This is a genomic window from Sphingomonas sp. SRI_018, from assembly GCF_057586275.1.
Window position 1 is genome coordinate 19,901 of record NZ_JBYCZO010000004.1, and the last position, 15,533, is coordinate 35,433.

A 15,533-nucleotide genomic window follows, 5' to 3' on the forward strand; every position below is an offset into this window, starting at 1 on the left:
TCCACAGGAGCTATGTCAGCGGACCACCGATCGACCAGACGTGGCCGAACGGATCGGTGACCTGGCCGTAGCGCTGACCCCAGAACTGGTTGTCGAGCGGGAAGCGCACGCTGGCGCCAGCCGCGAGCGCCTTTTCCCAGGCGGCGTCGGCATCGGGCACGTCCAGGTGCAGCGTGACGCCGCTTGGCGGCGGTGCGGCGTTGCCGCCCATCATCTCGGGGAAATCGTCGTTCAGCAGCAGCGCGCCGCCGTTGATCCTGAGGTGCGCGTGCATCAGCCGCTCGCCCTTCTCCTCGGGATGGCGGCCGAGCTCCTCGGCGCCGAACGCGCGGACGTAGAAGTCGATAGCTTCCTTGGCGCGGCCATCGCGGATGGTGAGATGCGGCGTGACGCCGGTCAGCGGCGCTTGTGCTTCGGCCATGGAACCTCTCCCCGAGTCGGGCAGACGTAATTCTAGCCGATCAGAAGATGCCGAGAAACTTCTTGCGCTGCTTGCGGCGCTCTTGTGTCGTGCTCTTGCCGCTTTCCGACTTGGCGGTGGTGCCCTGGCCGACGTCGTCGCGCGGCTTGCCCTTGGTGGTGCGTTGCGCCTGCGCGCTGGCGCCGGCGAGCACCGGGCCGCAGTCGGCGGCCTTGGCGTCGCCGATGTCGACGAAGGCGATCACCGCCGCGAGTGGACTCGCGGCCAGACCCAGCCCGAGACCGGCTCCCGAGCGGGCGAGCAGCTCGGGCGTGATCGGATCGATCGACGGCCGGGCGAAATAGCCGCCGACCGCGACCGGCGACTGACCGGAGAACAGGCTGAATTTCTTGGCATCGGCGCGGACGGCCAGGTCGATACTCTCGTTCCTGAAGCTGAAGCCGCCGCGGCCGAGCACGACGTTCTTGCGCGTGTCGATCAGGATCGGATCGGCGGCGGCGACGCCGTTGCGGACGGTGAAGCCGATCAGGCCGCAGTTGATCTGCACGGGTTCCTTAAGCTTCTTCTCGAACATCTTCTGGACGAAGGTTCCGATGTCGAGCTCGCTGAGCTGGACGTTGCGCGTCCACAGCGTGCCCTTCGGCATGATGACGGCGATGCGGCCGTTGGCGGTGGCGAGGCTGTCGCGCACCGAATTGCCGGTGCCGGTCATCTTGATCCGCGCCTTGAGCGTGCCGGTAGTGCCCGATTCCTCGACGCCGAAGCCGGCGAGCAATGTGCCCATCGGCGTCGGCGACAGGCGGATGTCATAGTCGGTGAACACCGGCTGGCGCCGCGCGTCGATGATGATGTCGGAGCTGACGGTGCCGCGCGCCATCGCGAAGTTGAGCGGGCTGAGCTTCAGCAGCGAATTGTCGAGATCGAGCCCGAGCGTGATGTCGGAGACCGGGAAGCTCTTCGCGCGGACCGTCTTCACCCGATAGTCGACCTTGGCGTCGAAGTTGCGGAGCGCCTCGATCCTGAGCGGCGCGTCGGGCAGCAGGCGAGGGCGGCCCTGCACCGTCGTGACGGTGGCGGCGGCGCCGCGGGCGGCGACGGCGTTGGGGTTGTAGCCGATGAAGGGCGCGATATCGACGATGTCGAGCACGCGCGTCGCGAGGTCCGCGGTAAGCAGCAGCCGCGGCTCGCCGAGCCGGATCGTCATGCGGCCGGCGAGATCGCTGTCGCCGAACCGGCCCTTGAGCCCGGTGAAGCGCCACTCGTCATCGCGCTTGGTCACGGCCGAGGTCAGGCGATAGGTGCGCGTGTCGGGCACGGCGATGCCGGCGAGCGCGAAGATGTCGGCGAGATTCTGCCCGCGCACGTTCATGTGGAGGTTGGCGCCCTCGATCTCGGTCGCGCCGGGCAGGGTGCCGGTGACGTCAGCCTCGGTCCGCACGCCCGAGGCGTGGAGCTCCAGCCGGTTCTGCCCGCCGGTGATGGTGGCGTTGGGGGAGAGCAGCGCACCCGACAGCGTGAAGGGCGTGCCGCGCGCGGTGCCGTCGCCCGCGAAGCGGATCGCGCTGGCGAAGCGGGTATCGCGCGCCTCGACCGTGCGGAAGCCGATGTCGGCGGCGAGCCGCATCCGGGGATTGCGGTAGCGAAGCCGCGTGCCGGACAGCACCGCACGGCGGATCAGCGGCAGCTCGAGCGGCTCGCCCTTCTGCTCGCTGAAGGTCCAGGTGTTGCGACGGCCCGCCGCATCCCATTCGAGGTCGACATGGCCCTCGTCCAGCGCGAGGACGTTGATCCTTCGCTTGCCGAAGATCAGCGAGGGCGTGCTGATCCGCGCCTCGATCCGCCGGGCGTTGAAGAAATGCGGCGTACCGGCCCAGCCGGGATTGGCGATCGTCATCCGTTCGGCGACGAACTTGAGCGCGAAGGGATCGAAATAGAGCTGGAAATCGCCGCCGACCTTCACCTCGCGGTGGATCGCGCCGCCGACGATGCGCTCGAAGGGCGCGCGTAGGAAGCGGCCCTTGGTGGCGTAGAGGACAGCCCAGGCGAGCAGGGCGAGGCCGAGCAGCGTCGTGGCGACCGCGATCGCGCTGGCAAGCGGGGTGCCGAGCGTACGGACCGGCCGGGCCTGCGCTGAGGGCTCGGGAGGAGTTGCGGCATCGGCCACCGCGATCGGCGCATCCCGGTCTGCCATGGCGGTGGAAATCCTCAGGCGCCGGCAAGGGTTCCCTTGCCTTTCCCGGCGCTTGCCGTTATGCGCCCGCGCTTCCGCGATTTTATGGACGAATCGCCCGGCCGGTGTGGGCTGCCGAGGCGGTTCTTGAAGTCGCCGATACGAAGGAGACGAAAATGCCCAAGCTCAAGACCAAGAGCGGTGTGAAGAAGCGCTTCAAGTTCACCGCCACCGGCAAGGTCAAGCATGGTGTCGCCGGCAAGCGCCACCGCCTGATCAGCCACAACGCCAAGTACATCCGCCAGAACCGCGGCACCAGCGTGCTCGCCGACGCCGACGTGGCTCACGTCAAGGCGTGGGCGCCGTACGGTCTCAAGTAAGGGAGGTCTGAACCATGGCTCGAGTGAAGCGTGGCACGACCACCAAGGCCAAGCACAAGCGCATTCTGGATCAGGCGAAGGGCTATTACGGCCGTCGCAAGAACACGATCCGCATCGCCCGCCAGGCGGTGGAGAAGGCCGGCCAGTACGCCTATCGCGATCGCAAGGTGAAGAAGCGCTCGTTCCGCGCGCTGTGGATCCAGCGCATCAACGCGGGCGTGCGCGCCGAGGGGCTCAGCTATTCGCAGTTCATGCACGGGCTGAAGCTCGCCGGCATCGAGCTCGACCGCAAGGTGCTGGCCGACATCGCGATGCACGAGGGCGAGGCCTTTACCGCCATCGTCGCGCAGGCGAAGGCGGCGCTGCCCCAGGCCGCCTGAGCCGGGCACGCGCGCAAGGGACATGGGGCGTCGGTGGCAACACCGGCGCCCTTTGTTTTGCTCACCACCAACCGACGGACATACATGCTCACGCTGATCCCCGCCGATGAAGCCGTCTTCGCCTGGCTGCTGGGCGATGCACCCGCTCCAGCCGATGCGCCTCCCATCTGTGAAGGCGGGCTGGCCCCGCCCGAGGTCGTGGCGGTCGTGGCCAGGATGGCGGCCCGGGTCCGCCCGTCCTATGACACGCCCTCGGCGTGGATGATGGTCGCGGACGGCGAGGCGGTGGGCCTCATCAGCTACAAGGCGGCGCCGGACGCCGCCGGCTGTGTCGACATCGGCTACGGCACCGCGCCGGCGCGGGAGGGGCGCGGCCATGCCAGCGCGGCGGTGGCGGCGCTCGTCGACTTGTCGCGGGCAAATGGCATCGCCGGCTTGACCGCGGAGACGAGCATCGACAACCAGGCATCGCAGCGCGTGCTCGAGCGCAACGGATTCGTACGCACCGGCGAGCGCGACGATCCCGAGGACGGCGCGATGATCTGTTGGTCGCTGACGGTGGCGCAAGGGGAGACGAAATGAGTACCGACCTGGACCGGCTCCGCGCGGACCTGCTGGCGTCGATCGACGCCGCGAGCGGCCTCGACGCCCTCGATGCGGTGCGCGTGCATGCGCTCGGCAAGTCCGGCGCGGTGACCGGGCTGCTCAAGACGCTGGGCGGCATGACCCCCGAGCAGCGTCAGGTCGAAGGTCCGCGCATCCACGCCCTGCGCGAGGCGGTGACGGACGCGATTGCCGCGCGCAAGGACGTGCTGGAGCGCGCGGCGCTCGACGCGCGGCTGGCGAGCGAGACGCTCGACATGACGCTGCCGGTCGACCTGCCGGCGCCGGGCAGTGTCCATCCGGTGAGCCAGGTGATGGACGAGCTCGCCGAGATCTTCGCCGACTTGGGCTTCGCGGTCGCCACCGGCCCGGAGATCGAGGACGACTGGCATAATTTCACCGCGCTCAACATCCCGGAGACGCATCCGGCGCGGGCGATGCACGACACCTTCTACATCGCCGGCGAGCACGAGCGGCCGATGGTGCTGCGCACGCACACCTCGCCCGTGCAGATCCGCGCGATGACCAGCCAGAAGCCGCCGATCCGCATCATCGCGCCGGGGCGCACCTACCGCTCGGATTCGGACGCGACGCACACGCCGATGTTCCACCAGGTCGAGGGACTGGTGATCGACAAGGGCATCACGCTCGGCCACCTCAAATGGACGCTGGAGACCTTTCTCAAGGCCTATTTCGAGCGCGACGACATCGTGCTGCGCCTGAGGCCCAGCTACTTCCCCTTCACCGAGCCCTCGGCGGAGGTCGACGTCGGCTACACCGTCCAGAACGGCAAGCGCGTGATCGGCGGATCGGATGGCTGGATGGAGGTGCTGGGCAGCGGCATGGTCCATCCCAGGGTGATCGCCGCCTGCGGGCTCGATCCCGCCGAATGGCAGGGCTTCGCCTTCGGCTGCGGCATCGACCGGCTGGCGATGCTGAAATACGGCATGGATGACCTCCGCGCCTTCTTCGACGGCGATATCCGCTGGCTCAGGCATTACGGATTCTCGGCGCTGGACGTGCCCACGCTGTCGGCAGGAGTGGGGGCATGAAGTTCACGCTTGGCTGGCTCAAGGAGCATCTGGAGACGCCCGCCTCCGCCGATGAGGTGGCGGAGACGCTGACGCGCATCGGCCTGGAGGTCGAGGGCGTCGAGAACCCCGGCGCCAGGCTCGCGGCGTTCCGCGTAGCGCGCGTGCTGACGGCGGAGAAGCATCCGCAGGCGGACAAGCTGCAGGTGCTGACGGTCGATGCGGGAGAGGGCCCGCTGCAGGTCGTCTGCGGCGCCCCCAATGCACGCGCGGGGCTGGTCGGCGTGTTCGGGATGCCGGGCGCGGTGGTGCCGGCGAACGGCATGGTGCTGAAGGTCGCCGAGATCCGCGGCGTCACCTCCAACGGCATGATGTGCTCGACGCGCGAGCTGGAGCTCGGCGACGATCACGACGGCATTATCGAGCTGCCGGCGGACGCACCCGTCGGCACGCCCTTCCCCGACTATGCCGGCCTCACCGATCCGGTGTTCGACATCAGCGTCACCCCCAACCGCCAGGACTGCATGGGCGTGCGCGGCATCGCGCGCGATCTCGCGGCGGCGGGGCTGGGAGTGCTGAAGCCGCTCAAGGTGGAGCCGGTCGCGGGCGAAGGCCCGGGCCCGAACATCACCATCGAGGACCCCGCCGGCTGCCCCGCCTTCTACGGCCAGGACGTCTCCGGCGTCACCAACGGCGAGGCGCCCGAGTGGATGCGCCGCCGCCTGACCGCGATCGGGCAGCGGCCGATCTCGGCGCTGGTCGACATCACCAACTATGTGACGATCGATCTCGGCCGCCCCCTGCACGTCTACGACAAGGCGAAGCTCAGCGGCGACCTCCGCGCCCGCAAGGCCAAGCCGGGCGAGGAGGTGCTGGCGCTCAACGGCAGGACCTATGCGCTCGACGAGACGATGACGGTGATCGCGGATGCGGAGACGGTCCACGATATCGGCGGCATCATGGGCGGCGAGCATTCGGGCGTGTCCGAGACCACCACCGACGTCACCATCGAATGCGCCTATTTCGATCCGGAGGGCATCGCCCGCACCGGGCAGAAGCTCGCCCTCACCAGCGATGCGCGGCAGCGTTTCGAACGCGGGGTCGATCCGGCGTTCCTCGACGATGGCCTCGCCATCGCGACGCGCCTCGTGCTCGACATCTGCGGCGGCAAGGCGAGCGGCGTCACCCGCGCCGGCCGGCCGCCGGTCGAGCCGCGCACCGTCGCCTACGACCCGGCGCTCGCCGAAAGCCTCGGCGGTCTCGCGGTGGCGCCGGAGCGGCAGCGGGCGATCCTCGAAAGCCTCGGCTTCATCGTCGGCGACGGCTGGCAGGTGACGGTGCCGACCTGGCGCCGCGACATCGACGGCGCCGCCGACCTGGTCGAGGAGGTGATCCGCATCGAAGGCATCGACAAGGTCCCCTCGATCCCGCTGCCGCGCGTCCCCGGCGTCGCCCGCCCGACCGCCACGCCGGCGCAGAAGCTGGAACGCAAGCTGCGCCGCAGCGCCGCCGCGCGCGGACTCGCCGAGGCGGTGACGTGGAGCTTCATCTCGGAAGCCGAGGCCGCGCCGTTCGGCGAGGCGCCATGGATCGTCGCCAATCCGATCAGCGAGGACATGAAGGTGATGCGTCCGTCGCTGCTGCCGGGCCTGCTCGCCGCCGCCGAGCGCAACCTCAAGCGCGGCGCGACGTCGGTACGCCTGTTCGAGATCGGGCGGCGCTATCTCGCCGATGCCGAGCGGCCGACGCTGGGCGTGGTGCTGGCCGGCGAGCGCCGCCCGCGCGGCTGGGCAAGCGGTAAAGCACAGGGCTTCGACGCGTTCGACGCCAAGGCCGAGGCGCTGGCGCTGCTCGACGCTGCCGGCGCGCCGGTCGCCAACCTCCAGGTGATGGGCGAAGCAGGCGCGACCTGGCACCCCGGCCAGTCGGGCACGCTGCGGCTCGGGCCGAAGACGGTGCTCGCCGCGTTCGGGATGCTGCATCCGTCGACGCCCAAGGCGTTCGACCTCGACGGCGACGTCGCCGCGGTCGAGCTCTATCTCGACGCATTGCCGGCGAAGCGCGGGTCGGGGTTCATGCGCCCGGCCTATACGCCGCCGGCGCTCCAGGCGGTGACGCGCGACTTCGCCTTCCTGGTGCCCGAGAGCCTCGCGGCGGGCGATCTCGTCCGTGCCATCCGCGGCGCCGACAAGGAGCGGATCGTCGAAGCGCGGCTGTTCGACCGCTTCGTCAAGGACGGGCAGGTGAGCCTCGCCGTCGAGGTGACGCTGCAGCCGGTCGAGAAGAGCTTCACCGACGCCGATCTCAAGGCGACCGCCGACAAGGTGATCGCCGCGGCGGCCAAGCTGGGAGCAAGCCTGCGTGGCTGAGACCGTCTCCATCGCGACCGAGCTGTTCGAGGCGGAGATCGCCCTCGCCGGGGCCGAGCTCATCGGGCTTCGCCAGCATGGCGGCCAGGAGCTGATGCATTCCGGCGATCCGGCCTGGTGGTCCGGACGCGCGCCGCTGCTGTTCCCGAATGTCGGGGCGTTGAACAATGACGTCTACCGGCTGGACGGCCGCGAGTTCGCGATGCCGAAGCACGGCTTCGCGCGCCGCAGCCGCTTCGAGTTGGTCGAGAGCAGCGCCGACGCTGCCTACTTCCGCCTGACCGACAGTCCCGAGACGCGGGCGATCTATCCCTTCGCCTTCGCGCTCGACATGGCGTTCGTCGGCGAGGGCGCGACGCTGACGATGACCGCGACCGTCCACAACCGCGGCGAGGTCGACATGCCGGCGAGCTTCGGCTTCCATCCCGCCTTCCGCTGGCCGCTGCCCGGTGCGAGCGGGCGGGCGGGCCATCGGCTGGTCTTCGAGCGGCCGGAGCCGGCGCCGCTGTGCAAGCTCACGCCCGGCGGCCTGATGACTGCCGATGCGCGCCCGAGCCCGGTCGTCGGCGACACGCTGGAACTCAACGACGAGCTGTTCACTGCCGACGCGCTGATCTGGGATCATCCGGCGAGCCGTCGCCTGCGCTATGAGGGCGACGGCCCGGTCGCGCTCGACATCGGCTTCCCCGATGCCGAGTGGCTGGGCGTCTGGACCAAGCCCGCTGCTCCGTTCGTCTGCGTGGAGCCGTGGTGGGGCCATGCCGATCCGGCGGGCTATGAAGGCGAGATCTGGGACAAGCCCGGCATCATCCGCTTCGCCCCAGGCGAGAGCAGGGCGTTCGCCATGCAGGTGACGCTGACGCGCTGACGCTTGCGCGACGCGCAATTGACGCTGCAGTGCAGCATCCCCAGGTGAAAAGGGATGTCCGCGACACCTGGTATCACTCGCAAGCCGGCCCCGGTCGGCCTGGTCCATCTCGCGCTGGCGGTCGGCGGGTTCGCGATCGGCACGACCGAGTTCGCGACGATGAGCCTGCTGCCGTTCTTCGCGCAGGATCTCCGCATCGATCCGACCACTGCCGGCCATGTGATCAGCGCCTATGCGCTCGGCGTGGTCGTCGGCGCACTGGCGATCGCGGTGCTCGGCGCGAAGCTGCCGCGGCGGACCCTGCTGGTCGTGCTGATGACGCTGTTCGCGCTCGGCAACGCGCTGTCGGGGATCGCGGGGAGCTACCAGGCGATGCTGGTATTCCGCTTCCTCGCCGGGCTGCCGCACGGCGCCTATTTCGGCATCGCGTCGCTGGTCGCGGCGGGGCTGGTGCCGCAGGCCATGCGGACCCGGGCGGTTGCGCGCGTGCTGCTTGGGCTCACCGTCGCGACGATCGTCGGCGTGCCGCTCGCCAATTGGCTCGGACAGGCGGTGGGCTGGAGATGGGTGTTCGCGCTCGTCGCCGCGCTGGCGCTGCTGACCGCGCTGCTTGTCCTGCTGTTCGCGCCCGCCGACCGTGCCGATCCCGACGCCAGTCCGCTGCGCGAGCTGAGCGCGCTGGCGCGGCCGCAGGTGTGGCTGACGCTCGGCACCGGCGCGATCGGGTTCGGCGGGCTGTTCGCGGTCTACACCTATCTCGCCGACACGATGCTGGCGGTGACACGCGTGCCGGAAAGCGCCATTCCGATCGCGCTCGCCGCTTTCGGCTTCGGCATGACCGCCGGCAACCTGATCGCGCCGCGTTTCGCCGATCGCGCATTGATGCCGACCGCGGCGGCGATCCTGCTGTGGTCGGCGCTGGCGCTGGCAGTATGGCCGTTCGCTGCCGGCCAATTCTGGTCGGTTTGCCTCGGCACCTTCGCGATCGGCCTGGGCGGGGCGCTGGGCACCGTGCTGCAGACGCGGCTGATGGACGTCGCGGGCGATGCGCAGGGACTGGCGGCAGCGCTCAATCATTCGGCGTTCAACGTCGCCAACGCGCTCGGGCCGTGGCTCGGCGGGCTTGCGATCGCGGCGGGACTGGGCTGGACCTCGACCGGCTGGGTCGGCGCAGCACTGGCGCTGGGCGGCCTCGCCATGCTGGGCGTATCGGTGCTGGCGGAGCGCGGCGCCGCCAGACCAGTCGTCGCCTGCTGACGCGAATCTCGCATCGCGGCGCCAAAGCCGCTAGGGGGCCGCGATGACTTCTCCCCGCCGTACCTTCGCGATCATCTCCCACCCCGACGCCGGCAAGACCACCTTGACCGAGAAGCTGCTGCTGAAGGGCGGCGCGATCCACCTCGCCGGCGAGGTCAAGGCGCGCGGCCAGGCGCGGCGTGCGCGGTCGGACTGGATGAAGATCGAGCAGCAGCGCGGCATCTCGGTCACCTCGTCGGTGATGACGTTCGAGAAGGACGGCATCACCTTCAACCTGCTCGACACGCCGGGCCACGAGGATTTCAGCGAGGACACCTACCGCACGCTGACCGCGGTCGATTCGGCGGTGATGGTGATCGACGCCGCGCGCGGCATCGAGAGCCAGACGCGCAAGCTGTTCGAGGTGTGCCGGCTGCGCTCGGTGCCGATCATCACCTTCGTCAACAAGGTCGACCGCGAGGGCCGCGCGCCGTTCGAGCTGCTCGACGAGATCGCCGACGTGCTGGCATTGGACGTCGCGCCGATGACTTGGCCAGTGGGCATGGGCGGCACCTTCGAGGGCGTCTACGATCCCGTCGCCGACCGCATCGCCCGCCCCGAGGGCGACAGCCGCGAGTTCCTCGGCAAGGTCGAAGTGGCGCCGACCCTGCCCGAGGCGGTGCGCGAGGAGATCGAGCTGGCCCAGGCCGGCTATGCCACATTCGACGGCGACGCCTATCGCCACGGCGACCTGACTCCGGTCTATTTCGGCTCGGCGCTCAAGGAATTCGGCGTCGAGGAGCTGATCGCCGCGCTGGCCGAGCACGCCCCGCCGCCGCGCCCGCAGCCGGCCGAGCCGGCACCGGTCGCGCCCGATCGCGGCGACGTCACCGGCTTCGTGTTCAAGGTCCAGGCCAACATGGACCCGCAGCACCGCGACCGCATCGCCTTCATGCGGCTGTGCTCGGGCACCTTCAAGCGCGGCATGAAGCTAGTGCCGACCGGCCACGGCAAGCCGATCGCGATCCACTCGCCGATCCTGTTCTTCGCCCAGCAGCGGGAACTGGCCGACGAGGCCTTTCCGGGCGACATCATCGGCATCCCCAACCACGGCACGCTGCGCGTCGGCGACACGCTGAGCGAGAAGGCCGACGTGCGCTTCACCGGCCTTCCCAACTTCGCGCCGGAGATCCTGCGCCGCGTCGCGCTCAAGGACCCGACCAAGACCAAGCAGCTGCGCAAGGCGCTCGACGACCTGTCGGAGGAGGGAGTGATCCAGGTCTTCTATCCCGAGATCGGCTCCAACTGGATCATCGGCGTGGTGGGACAGCTCCAGCTCGACGTGCTGCTGTCGCGGCTGGAGGCCGAGTATAAAGTCGCGGCGGCGCTCGAGCCCTCGCCCTACGACACCGCGCGCTGGATTTCGGCGGAGAATCCGGCCGACCTCAAGGAGTTCGCGGACCTCAACAAGGGCGCGATGGCGAAGGACCGCGACGGCAATCCGGTCTTCCTCGCCAAATCGGCGTGGGAGGTAGGATATATCTCCGACCGTTATCCGAAGGTGCGGTTCGCGGGGACGCGGGAACGTTAGGCCGCTGCCGCCTCCTCCACCCAGTCCTTCTTGAGGAACCGTGCGGCGACGAACGCCAGCACCGCCGCGATCAGATAGAAGCCACTCACCGCCACCGCCGAGTAGCGTAGCGCCTCGTCGCCGAAGATCGGCTTCATCGCGTCGCTCATCGCGCCGATCACGAAGGCGCCGGCGCCGAGCCCGATCAGGTTGTTGATGAGCAGGAAGCTCGCCGAGGCGGTCGCGCGCATGTGCGGCGGCACCAGGTGCTGGACCGCGGTGACAATCGGCCCCAGCCACAGGATGTTGAGCGCGTTGGGGATCAGGAACAACAGCCACGCCAGCACCGGCGACGACGACCAGAAGCCGATCGCGAACATCGGCGCGGTGATCGCCCAGGCGACCGCCGGCAGCCGGGCATAGGCGCCGCGGTCGGCCTGCCCGAGCTTGTCGGCGAGCACGCCGCCGAGGAACACGCCGGTCGCGCCGCCGAGCAGCAGCAACGACCCGAAATAATAGGAGCGGGTGGCGAGATCGAAGTGGAAGCTACGCTCGAGGAACGACGGCACCCAGAAGGCGAGGCCATAGCCTGCCAGGCTCGACATCGCCGCGCCGAAGGCCATCAGCCAGAAGCTCGGCTTGGCGGCGATGATCGGGAACACCTGCCACACCGACGGCTGCGGCCCGGTCGCGGCGACACGCGGCGGCTCCTTCACCACCAGCCGGAAGATCGGTGCGATCAGCAGGCCGGCGACGCCGACCGTGTAGAAGGCAACCCGCCAGTTGACGTGCGCGGCGATATAGGCGCCGAGCAGCACGCCCGCGGCGAGCCCCACCGGAATGCCGAGCGAATAGATCGCCATCGCGCGCGCGCGCCGCTCCGGCGGAAAATAGGCGGAGATCATCGCATAGCTGGGCGCGACGCCGCCCGCCTCGCCGACGCCGACGCCCAGGCGATAGAGGAACATCTGGGTGAAACCGGTCGCCGTGCCGCACAGCGCGGTGAAGCCGCTCCATACCGCAAGGCTGATCGTGATCACCCAGCTCCGGCTGGTGCGGTCGGCGACCAGCGCCAGAGGGATCGCCAGCGTCGAATAGAGCAATGCAAAGGCAGTGCCGCCGAGCAGGCCGAGCTGGGTGTCGGTGAGGCCGAGGTCTTTCTTGATCAGCCCGACCAGGATGCCGAGGATCTGCCGGTCGAGGAAGTTGAAGATATAGACCAGCAGCAGCATGGCCAGCACCAGCCGTGCGTAGCCGGGGCTCGTCGTCCGGTCGGCCATTCCATACCCTCCCCTCAAATCTTTGATCGGCATAGGACGAGGGCCGGGCGTCCGTGTCAACGGAAACCCGGCCCTGCCCCCTGTTGACCCGCTCAGAACTTGATCGTGAAGCTGCCGAAGACCTGGCGCGGATTGCCGTAGAAGGCGGTGGCGATGCCATCCAGGCCCAGCGACGACTGGTAGTTGCCGGTCGGGCTGAGGATCGGCACGCCGGTCTCGGGATTGACGCGGATATATTGGTAGCCGCCGGTCTTGTATCGCTCATCGGTTAGGTTGCGGCCGTAGATGCCGATCGAATAGTTGCCCCAGGCATAGGTGATGCCGGCATCCCACAGCGTATAGCCCGGCTGGTCGAGGAACGGGCTCGCCGTCTCGAACTGATGGGTGAGGCTGCGGTAGGAGACGGTGGTGTTCGCGGTCACCAGCCCCGGCCCCACCGGCAGGTTGAGCGTCGCGGTGCCGGATGCGGTCCATTTGGGGGTGTTCTGGAAATAGCGGTAATCCGCGACGTCGGTACCGGTCGGGCCGATGAACTCCTTATACTTGGCGTCGATGTAGCCGAGCGTGCCGGCCAGGCTGAACGACGATCCCCCGCCCGCGAAGCCGCGCGCCAGCACGGCGTTGCCCTCGAACTCGATGCCCTTGATCGTCGCGCGCGCCGCATTGGTGGTGATGCCGCAGAAGCTGGGCGTGGTGCCGATGAAGCAGCCGACCGAGCCCGGCACCTGCACGTCGCTGTACTTGGAGTAGAAGCCGTCGAGCGCCCAGGTCAGCCGCCGGTCGAACGCTGCGCCTTTCCAGCCGATCTCGTAGCTCTTCACCGTCTCCGGATCGAAGGAGAGATAATCGTAGATTTCCTGATAGGTGGGGGCGGGCTGCGTCGGAGGCTTGGGGGCCGAAGTTCCCGATCCGCGCGGGTCGAAGCCGCCGCCCTTGAAGCCTTCCGAATAGGAGGCGTAGAGCATGTGATCCTCGGTCGGCTTGAAGCTGAGCGAAGCGCGTGGGGTGAAGCGCTTGAACCGGGCGCGCCCACGGAAATCGGTCGCGACGGCGAGAACCGTGGGCGAGCCGCCGAAGAACCTGCTCGGACCGTTCAGCAGGTTCGCCTTGTAGATGTGGCTCTGGCGCTCGTCCCAGGTGTAGCGGCCGCCGAGCGACAGGCTGATCTGCGGCGTGAAGTCATAGGTGAAATCGGCATAGACCGAGGAGGTCTCGGTCGCGACCTCGCCCGCGGTGAAGCCGTCGAGGCCCGGCAGGTTCGACACCGCGCCCGTGGTGAATAGCAGCACGTCGAACCGCGTCTCGGCCTTGGCGCCGAGATAGTAGAAGCCGACGATGCCGTTCAGCTTGTCGCTGGCGTAAAGCAACTGGAATTCCTGGCTGGTCTGCTCGTTGCGGTAGACCGCCGGCACGTCGACATCGGCCGCCGGGTTCGAGTCGAAGTCGATCGGCGTGTAGGACCTGTCCTTGCGCCACGCGCTGATGCTGCGCAGCGTCAGCGTGTCGGTGAGCTTGGCGGTGGCGGACAGCGAGAGGCCGCCCGCCTCGATATCCTGCTTCGGATTGGCGAGCCCGGCCATGGTGTCATAGACGTCGTCGAGCACCGGCAGGCCGGAGACGAGGCCGGGGATCAGCCGGTGGCCGTTGCGGGGCGACGACTTGTCCTTGGTATAGTCGCCGGTCAGGCGGATGAAGAGCCGCTCGTCGGGCGTCTCGAACTCGACCGTGCCGCGGCCGGCCCAGATATCCTTGTCGTAATTGTCGATGCCGAGGTTGCGGTTCCGGCCGAAACCGTCGCGGGTCAGCCGCGCGAACGATCCGCCGACTTTGAACATCGACCCGATCGGCGCCGACACGCTGACGATGCCGTCGAGCTGGTCGTAGCTGCCGTAGGTGCCCTTGATCTTCACCTCGAGATCGTCGGGCAGGCGCCGCGTCACGTACTTGACCGCGCCGCCGATGGTGTTGCGGCCATAGAGCGTGCCCTGCGGTCCGCGCAGCACCTCGATCCGCTCGACGTCGTAGATGTCGAGCACCGCCGCCTGCGGGCGGTTCAGATAGACGTCGTCGAGGTAGATGCCGACGCCCGATTCGAACCCCGGCACAGGATCCTGCTGGCCGACGCCGCGGATGAAGGCCGATAGCGTCGAATTGGTGCCGCGCGCCACCTTGAGCGTGGTGTTGGGGACGGTGTTCTGGAGGTCGGTGATGTCGATCGCGCCCGATTTGGCGAGCTTGTCGGCGGTGAAGGCGGTGACCGCGACCGGCACGTCGAGCAGCGATTCCTCGCGGCGGCGGGCGGTGACGACGATGTCCGCGTCGCTGGCGGGTTCGGCGGCCTGCTCGTCCGCGACCGAAGGCGCTTCCTGCGCCCATGCCGGTGCTGCGGCGAGCGCGGCGAGGCTCGTGCCGAACAGGACAAGCGTGCGGACGGACGGCGTGCGGATCATGCGAAACCTCTCCCTGGAGGCACCCCGTTCGTCGACGGGTTGTGCCGGTGCGCTTTCCGCTTTACTGAAAGTTGAACCAAGTTTCAACTTTGGAAATTCGGGCGAGGATGGGATGATGGGCCGGTGACAAGGGACAGCGTACCCGCGGCGGCACGGCCGATCGACGCGACCAGCGCGGACAAGGCGCCGCGCACCGAGCGCGGGCGGCGGACGCTGAACGCGATCCTCGACGCCGCCGCCGCCGAGTTCGGTGAGAAGGGCTTCCACGAGGCGTCGATCAGCGGGATCACGCGCCGCGCCGGCGTCGCGCTCGGCAGCTTCTACACCTATTTCGATTCGAAGGACGAAGTGTTCCGCGCACTGGTACGGCACATGTCGAACCAGGTGCGCGACCATGTCGCCCCCGGCATCCGCGCCGCCAAGGACGGTATCGCCGCCGAGCGTGCAGGCCTCGCCCAGTTCATCGCCTTCGTGCGCGAGCACAAGGAGATCTACCGCATCATCGACGAGGCCGAGTTCGTCGATCCGGAAAGCTTCCGGGCGCATTACGCGACTACCGCCGAGCGCATCCGCCAGCGGCTCGAGGCGGCGGTGGCGCGGGGCGAGCTCCGCCCCGGCGTGGGAGAGGTTCATGCCTGGGCGGTGATGGGGATGAACGTGTTCCTCGGCCTGCGCTACGGCGTGTGGGCGGAGGATGTGGCGCCCGACGAGCTTGCCGACACGGTGGCGGAGATGCTGGCGCGGGGGATCGGAGCCTAGCGGCCCCAGTTCCTCC

General features: G+C 68.8%; 13 protein-coding genes. 9 read left to right on the plus strand and 4 right to left on the minus strand.

Going from position 1 to position 15,533, the window contains the following annotated elements:
- Positions 1-10: 10 nt before the first annotated feature.
- Entirely contained in the window at positions 11-421 is a 411-nt protein-coding gene (locus tag AC2YHA_RS16910) for a VOC family protein (protein WP_233784843.1), read from the minus strand.
- 40 nt (positions 422-461) lie between these two features.
- Positions 462-2,612: an AsmA family protein gene (locus AC2YHA_RS16915; protein WP_487402558.1), complete on the minus strand. Its 2,151-nt coding sequence runs from the start codon at positions 2,610-2,612 to the stop codon at positions 462-464.
- A gap of 155 nt (positions 2,613-2,767) precedes the next feature.
- Between AC2YHA_RS16915 and rpmI the strand changes: the two genes are divergently transcribed.
- The 8 genes from rpmI to AC2YHA_RS16955 all read left to right on the plus strand — a co-directional run bounded on the left by rpmI (position 2,768) and on the right by AC2YHA_RS16955 (position 11,049).
- On the plus strand, positions 2,768-2,971 hold the full coding sequence (gene rpmI / locus AC2YHA_RS16920; protein WP_097062249.1) for a 50S ribosomal protein L35: 204 nt from the start codon (positions 2,768-2,770) through the stop codon (positions 2,969-2,971).
- 14 nt (positions 2,972-2,985) lie between these two features.
- Positions 2,986-3,351, plus strand: coding sequence for a 50S ribosomal protein L20 (gene rplT / locus AC2YHA_RS16925; RefSeq protein WP_233784845.1), 366 nt, complete (start codon positions 2,986-2,988; stop codon positions 3,349-3,351).
- 84 nt (positions 3,352-3,435) lie between these two features.
- The gene (locus tag AC2YHA_RS16930) at positions 3,436-3,933 is read left to right on the plus strand and encodes a GNAT family N-acetyltransferase (RefSeq protein ID WP_487402559.1); all 498 of its coding nucleotides are present in this window, start codon (positions 3,436-3,438) and stop codon (positions 3,931-3,933) included.
- Entirely contained in the window at positions 3,930-5,006 is a 1,077-nt protein-coding gene (pheS, locus tag AC2YHA_RS16935) for a phenylalanine--tRNA ligase subunit alpha (RefSeq protein WP_233784847.1), read from the plus strand. The genes AC2YHA_RS16930 and pheS overlap by 4 nt, the downstream gene beginning before the upstream one ends.
- Positions 5,003-7,354, plus strand: coding sequence for a phenylalanine--tRNA ligase subunit beta (gene pheT / locus AC2YHA_RS16940; RefSeq protein ID WP_487402560.1), 2,352 nt, complete (start codon positions 5,003-5,005; stop codon positions 7,352-7,354). The genes pheS and pheT overlap by 4 nt, the downstream gene beginning before the upstream one ends.
- On the plus strand, positions 7,347-8,222 hold the full coding sequence (locus tag AC2YHA_RS16945; protein ID WP_487402561.1) for an aldose 1-epimerase family protein: 876 nt from the start codon (positions 7,347-7,349) through the stop codon (positions 8,220-8,222). The genes pheT and AC2YHA_RS16945 overlap by 8 nt, the downstream gene beginning before the upstream one ends.
- A gap of 54 nt (positions 8,223-8,276) precedes the next feature.
- Complete coding sequence (locus tag AC2YHA_RS16950; RefSeq protein WP_487402562.1) at positions 8,277-9,479, plus strand: MFS transporter; 1,203 nt, start codon at positions 8,277-8,279, stop codon at positions 9,477-9,479.
- A gap of 43 nt (positions 9,480-9,522) precedes the next feature.
- A complete protein-coding gene (locus AC2YHA_RS16955; RefSeq protein ID WP_487402563.1) occupies positions 9,523-11,049 on the plus strand; it encodes a peptide chain release factor 3 in 1,527 nt (508 codons plus the stop codon).
- Here AC2YHA_RS16955 and AC2YHA_RS16960 read toward each other — a convergent pair.
- Together AC2YHA_RS16960 and AC2YHA_RS16965 are read right to left on the minus strand one after the other, a co-directional pair.
- Positions 11,046-12,308, minus strand: a complete 1,263-nt coding sequence (locus AC2YHA_RS16960; RefSeq protein WP_233784852.1) for a spinster family MFS transporter — start codon at positions 12,306-12,308, stop codon at positions 11,046-11,048. The genes AC2YHA_RS16955 and AC2YHA_RS16960 overlap by 4 nt on opposite strands.
- A 92-nt stretch (positions 12,309-12,400) precedes the next feature.
- Positions 12,401-14,758 (minus strand): TonB-dependent receptor, encoded by a 2,358-nt coding sequence (locus tag AC2YHA_RS16965; protein WP_487402564.1) that lies wholly within the window; start codon positions 14,756-14,758, stop codon positions 12,401-12,403.
- A gap of 123 nt (positions 14,759-14,881) precedes the next feature.
- Here AC2YHA_RS16965 and AC2YHA_RS16970 point away from each other — a divergent pair, with 123 nt between their 5' ends.
- On the plus strand, positions 14,882-15,517 hold the full coding sequence (locus tag AC2YHA_RS16970) for a TetR/AcrR family transcriptional regulator (protein WP_406693761.1): 636 nt from the start codon (positions 14,882-14,884) through the stop codon (positions 15,515-15,517).
- Positions 15,518-15,533: the final 16 nt, after the last annotated feature.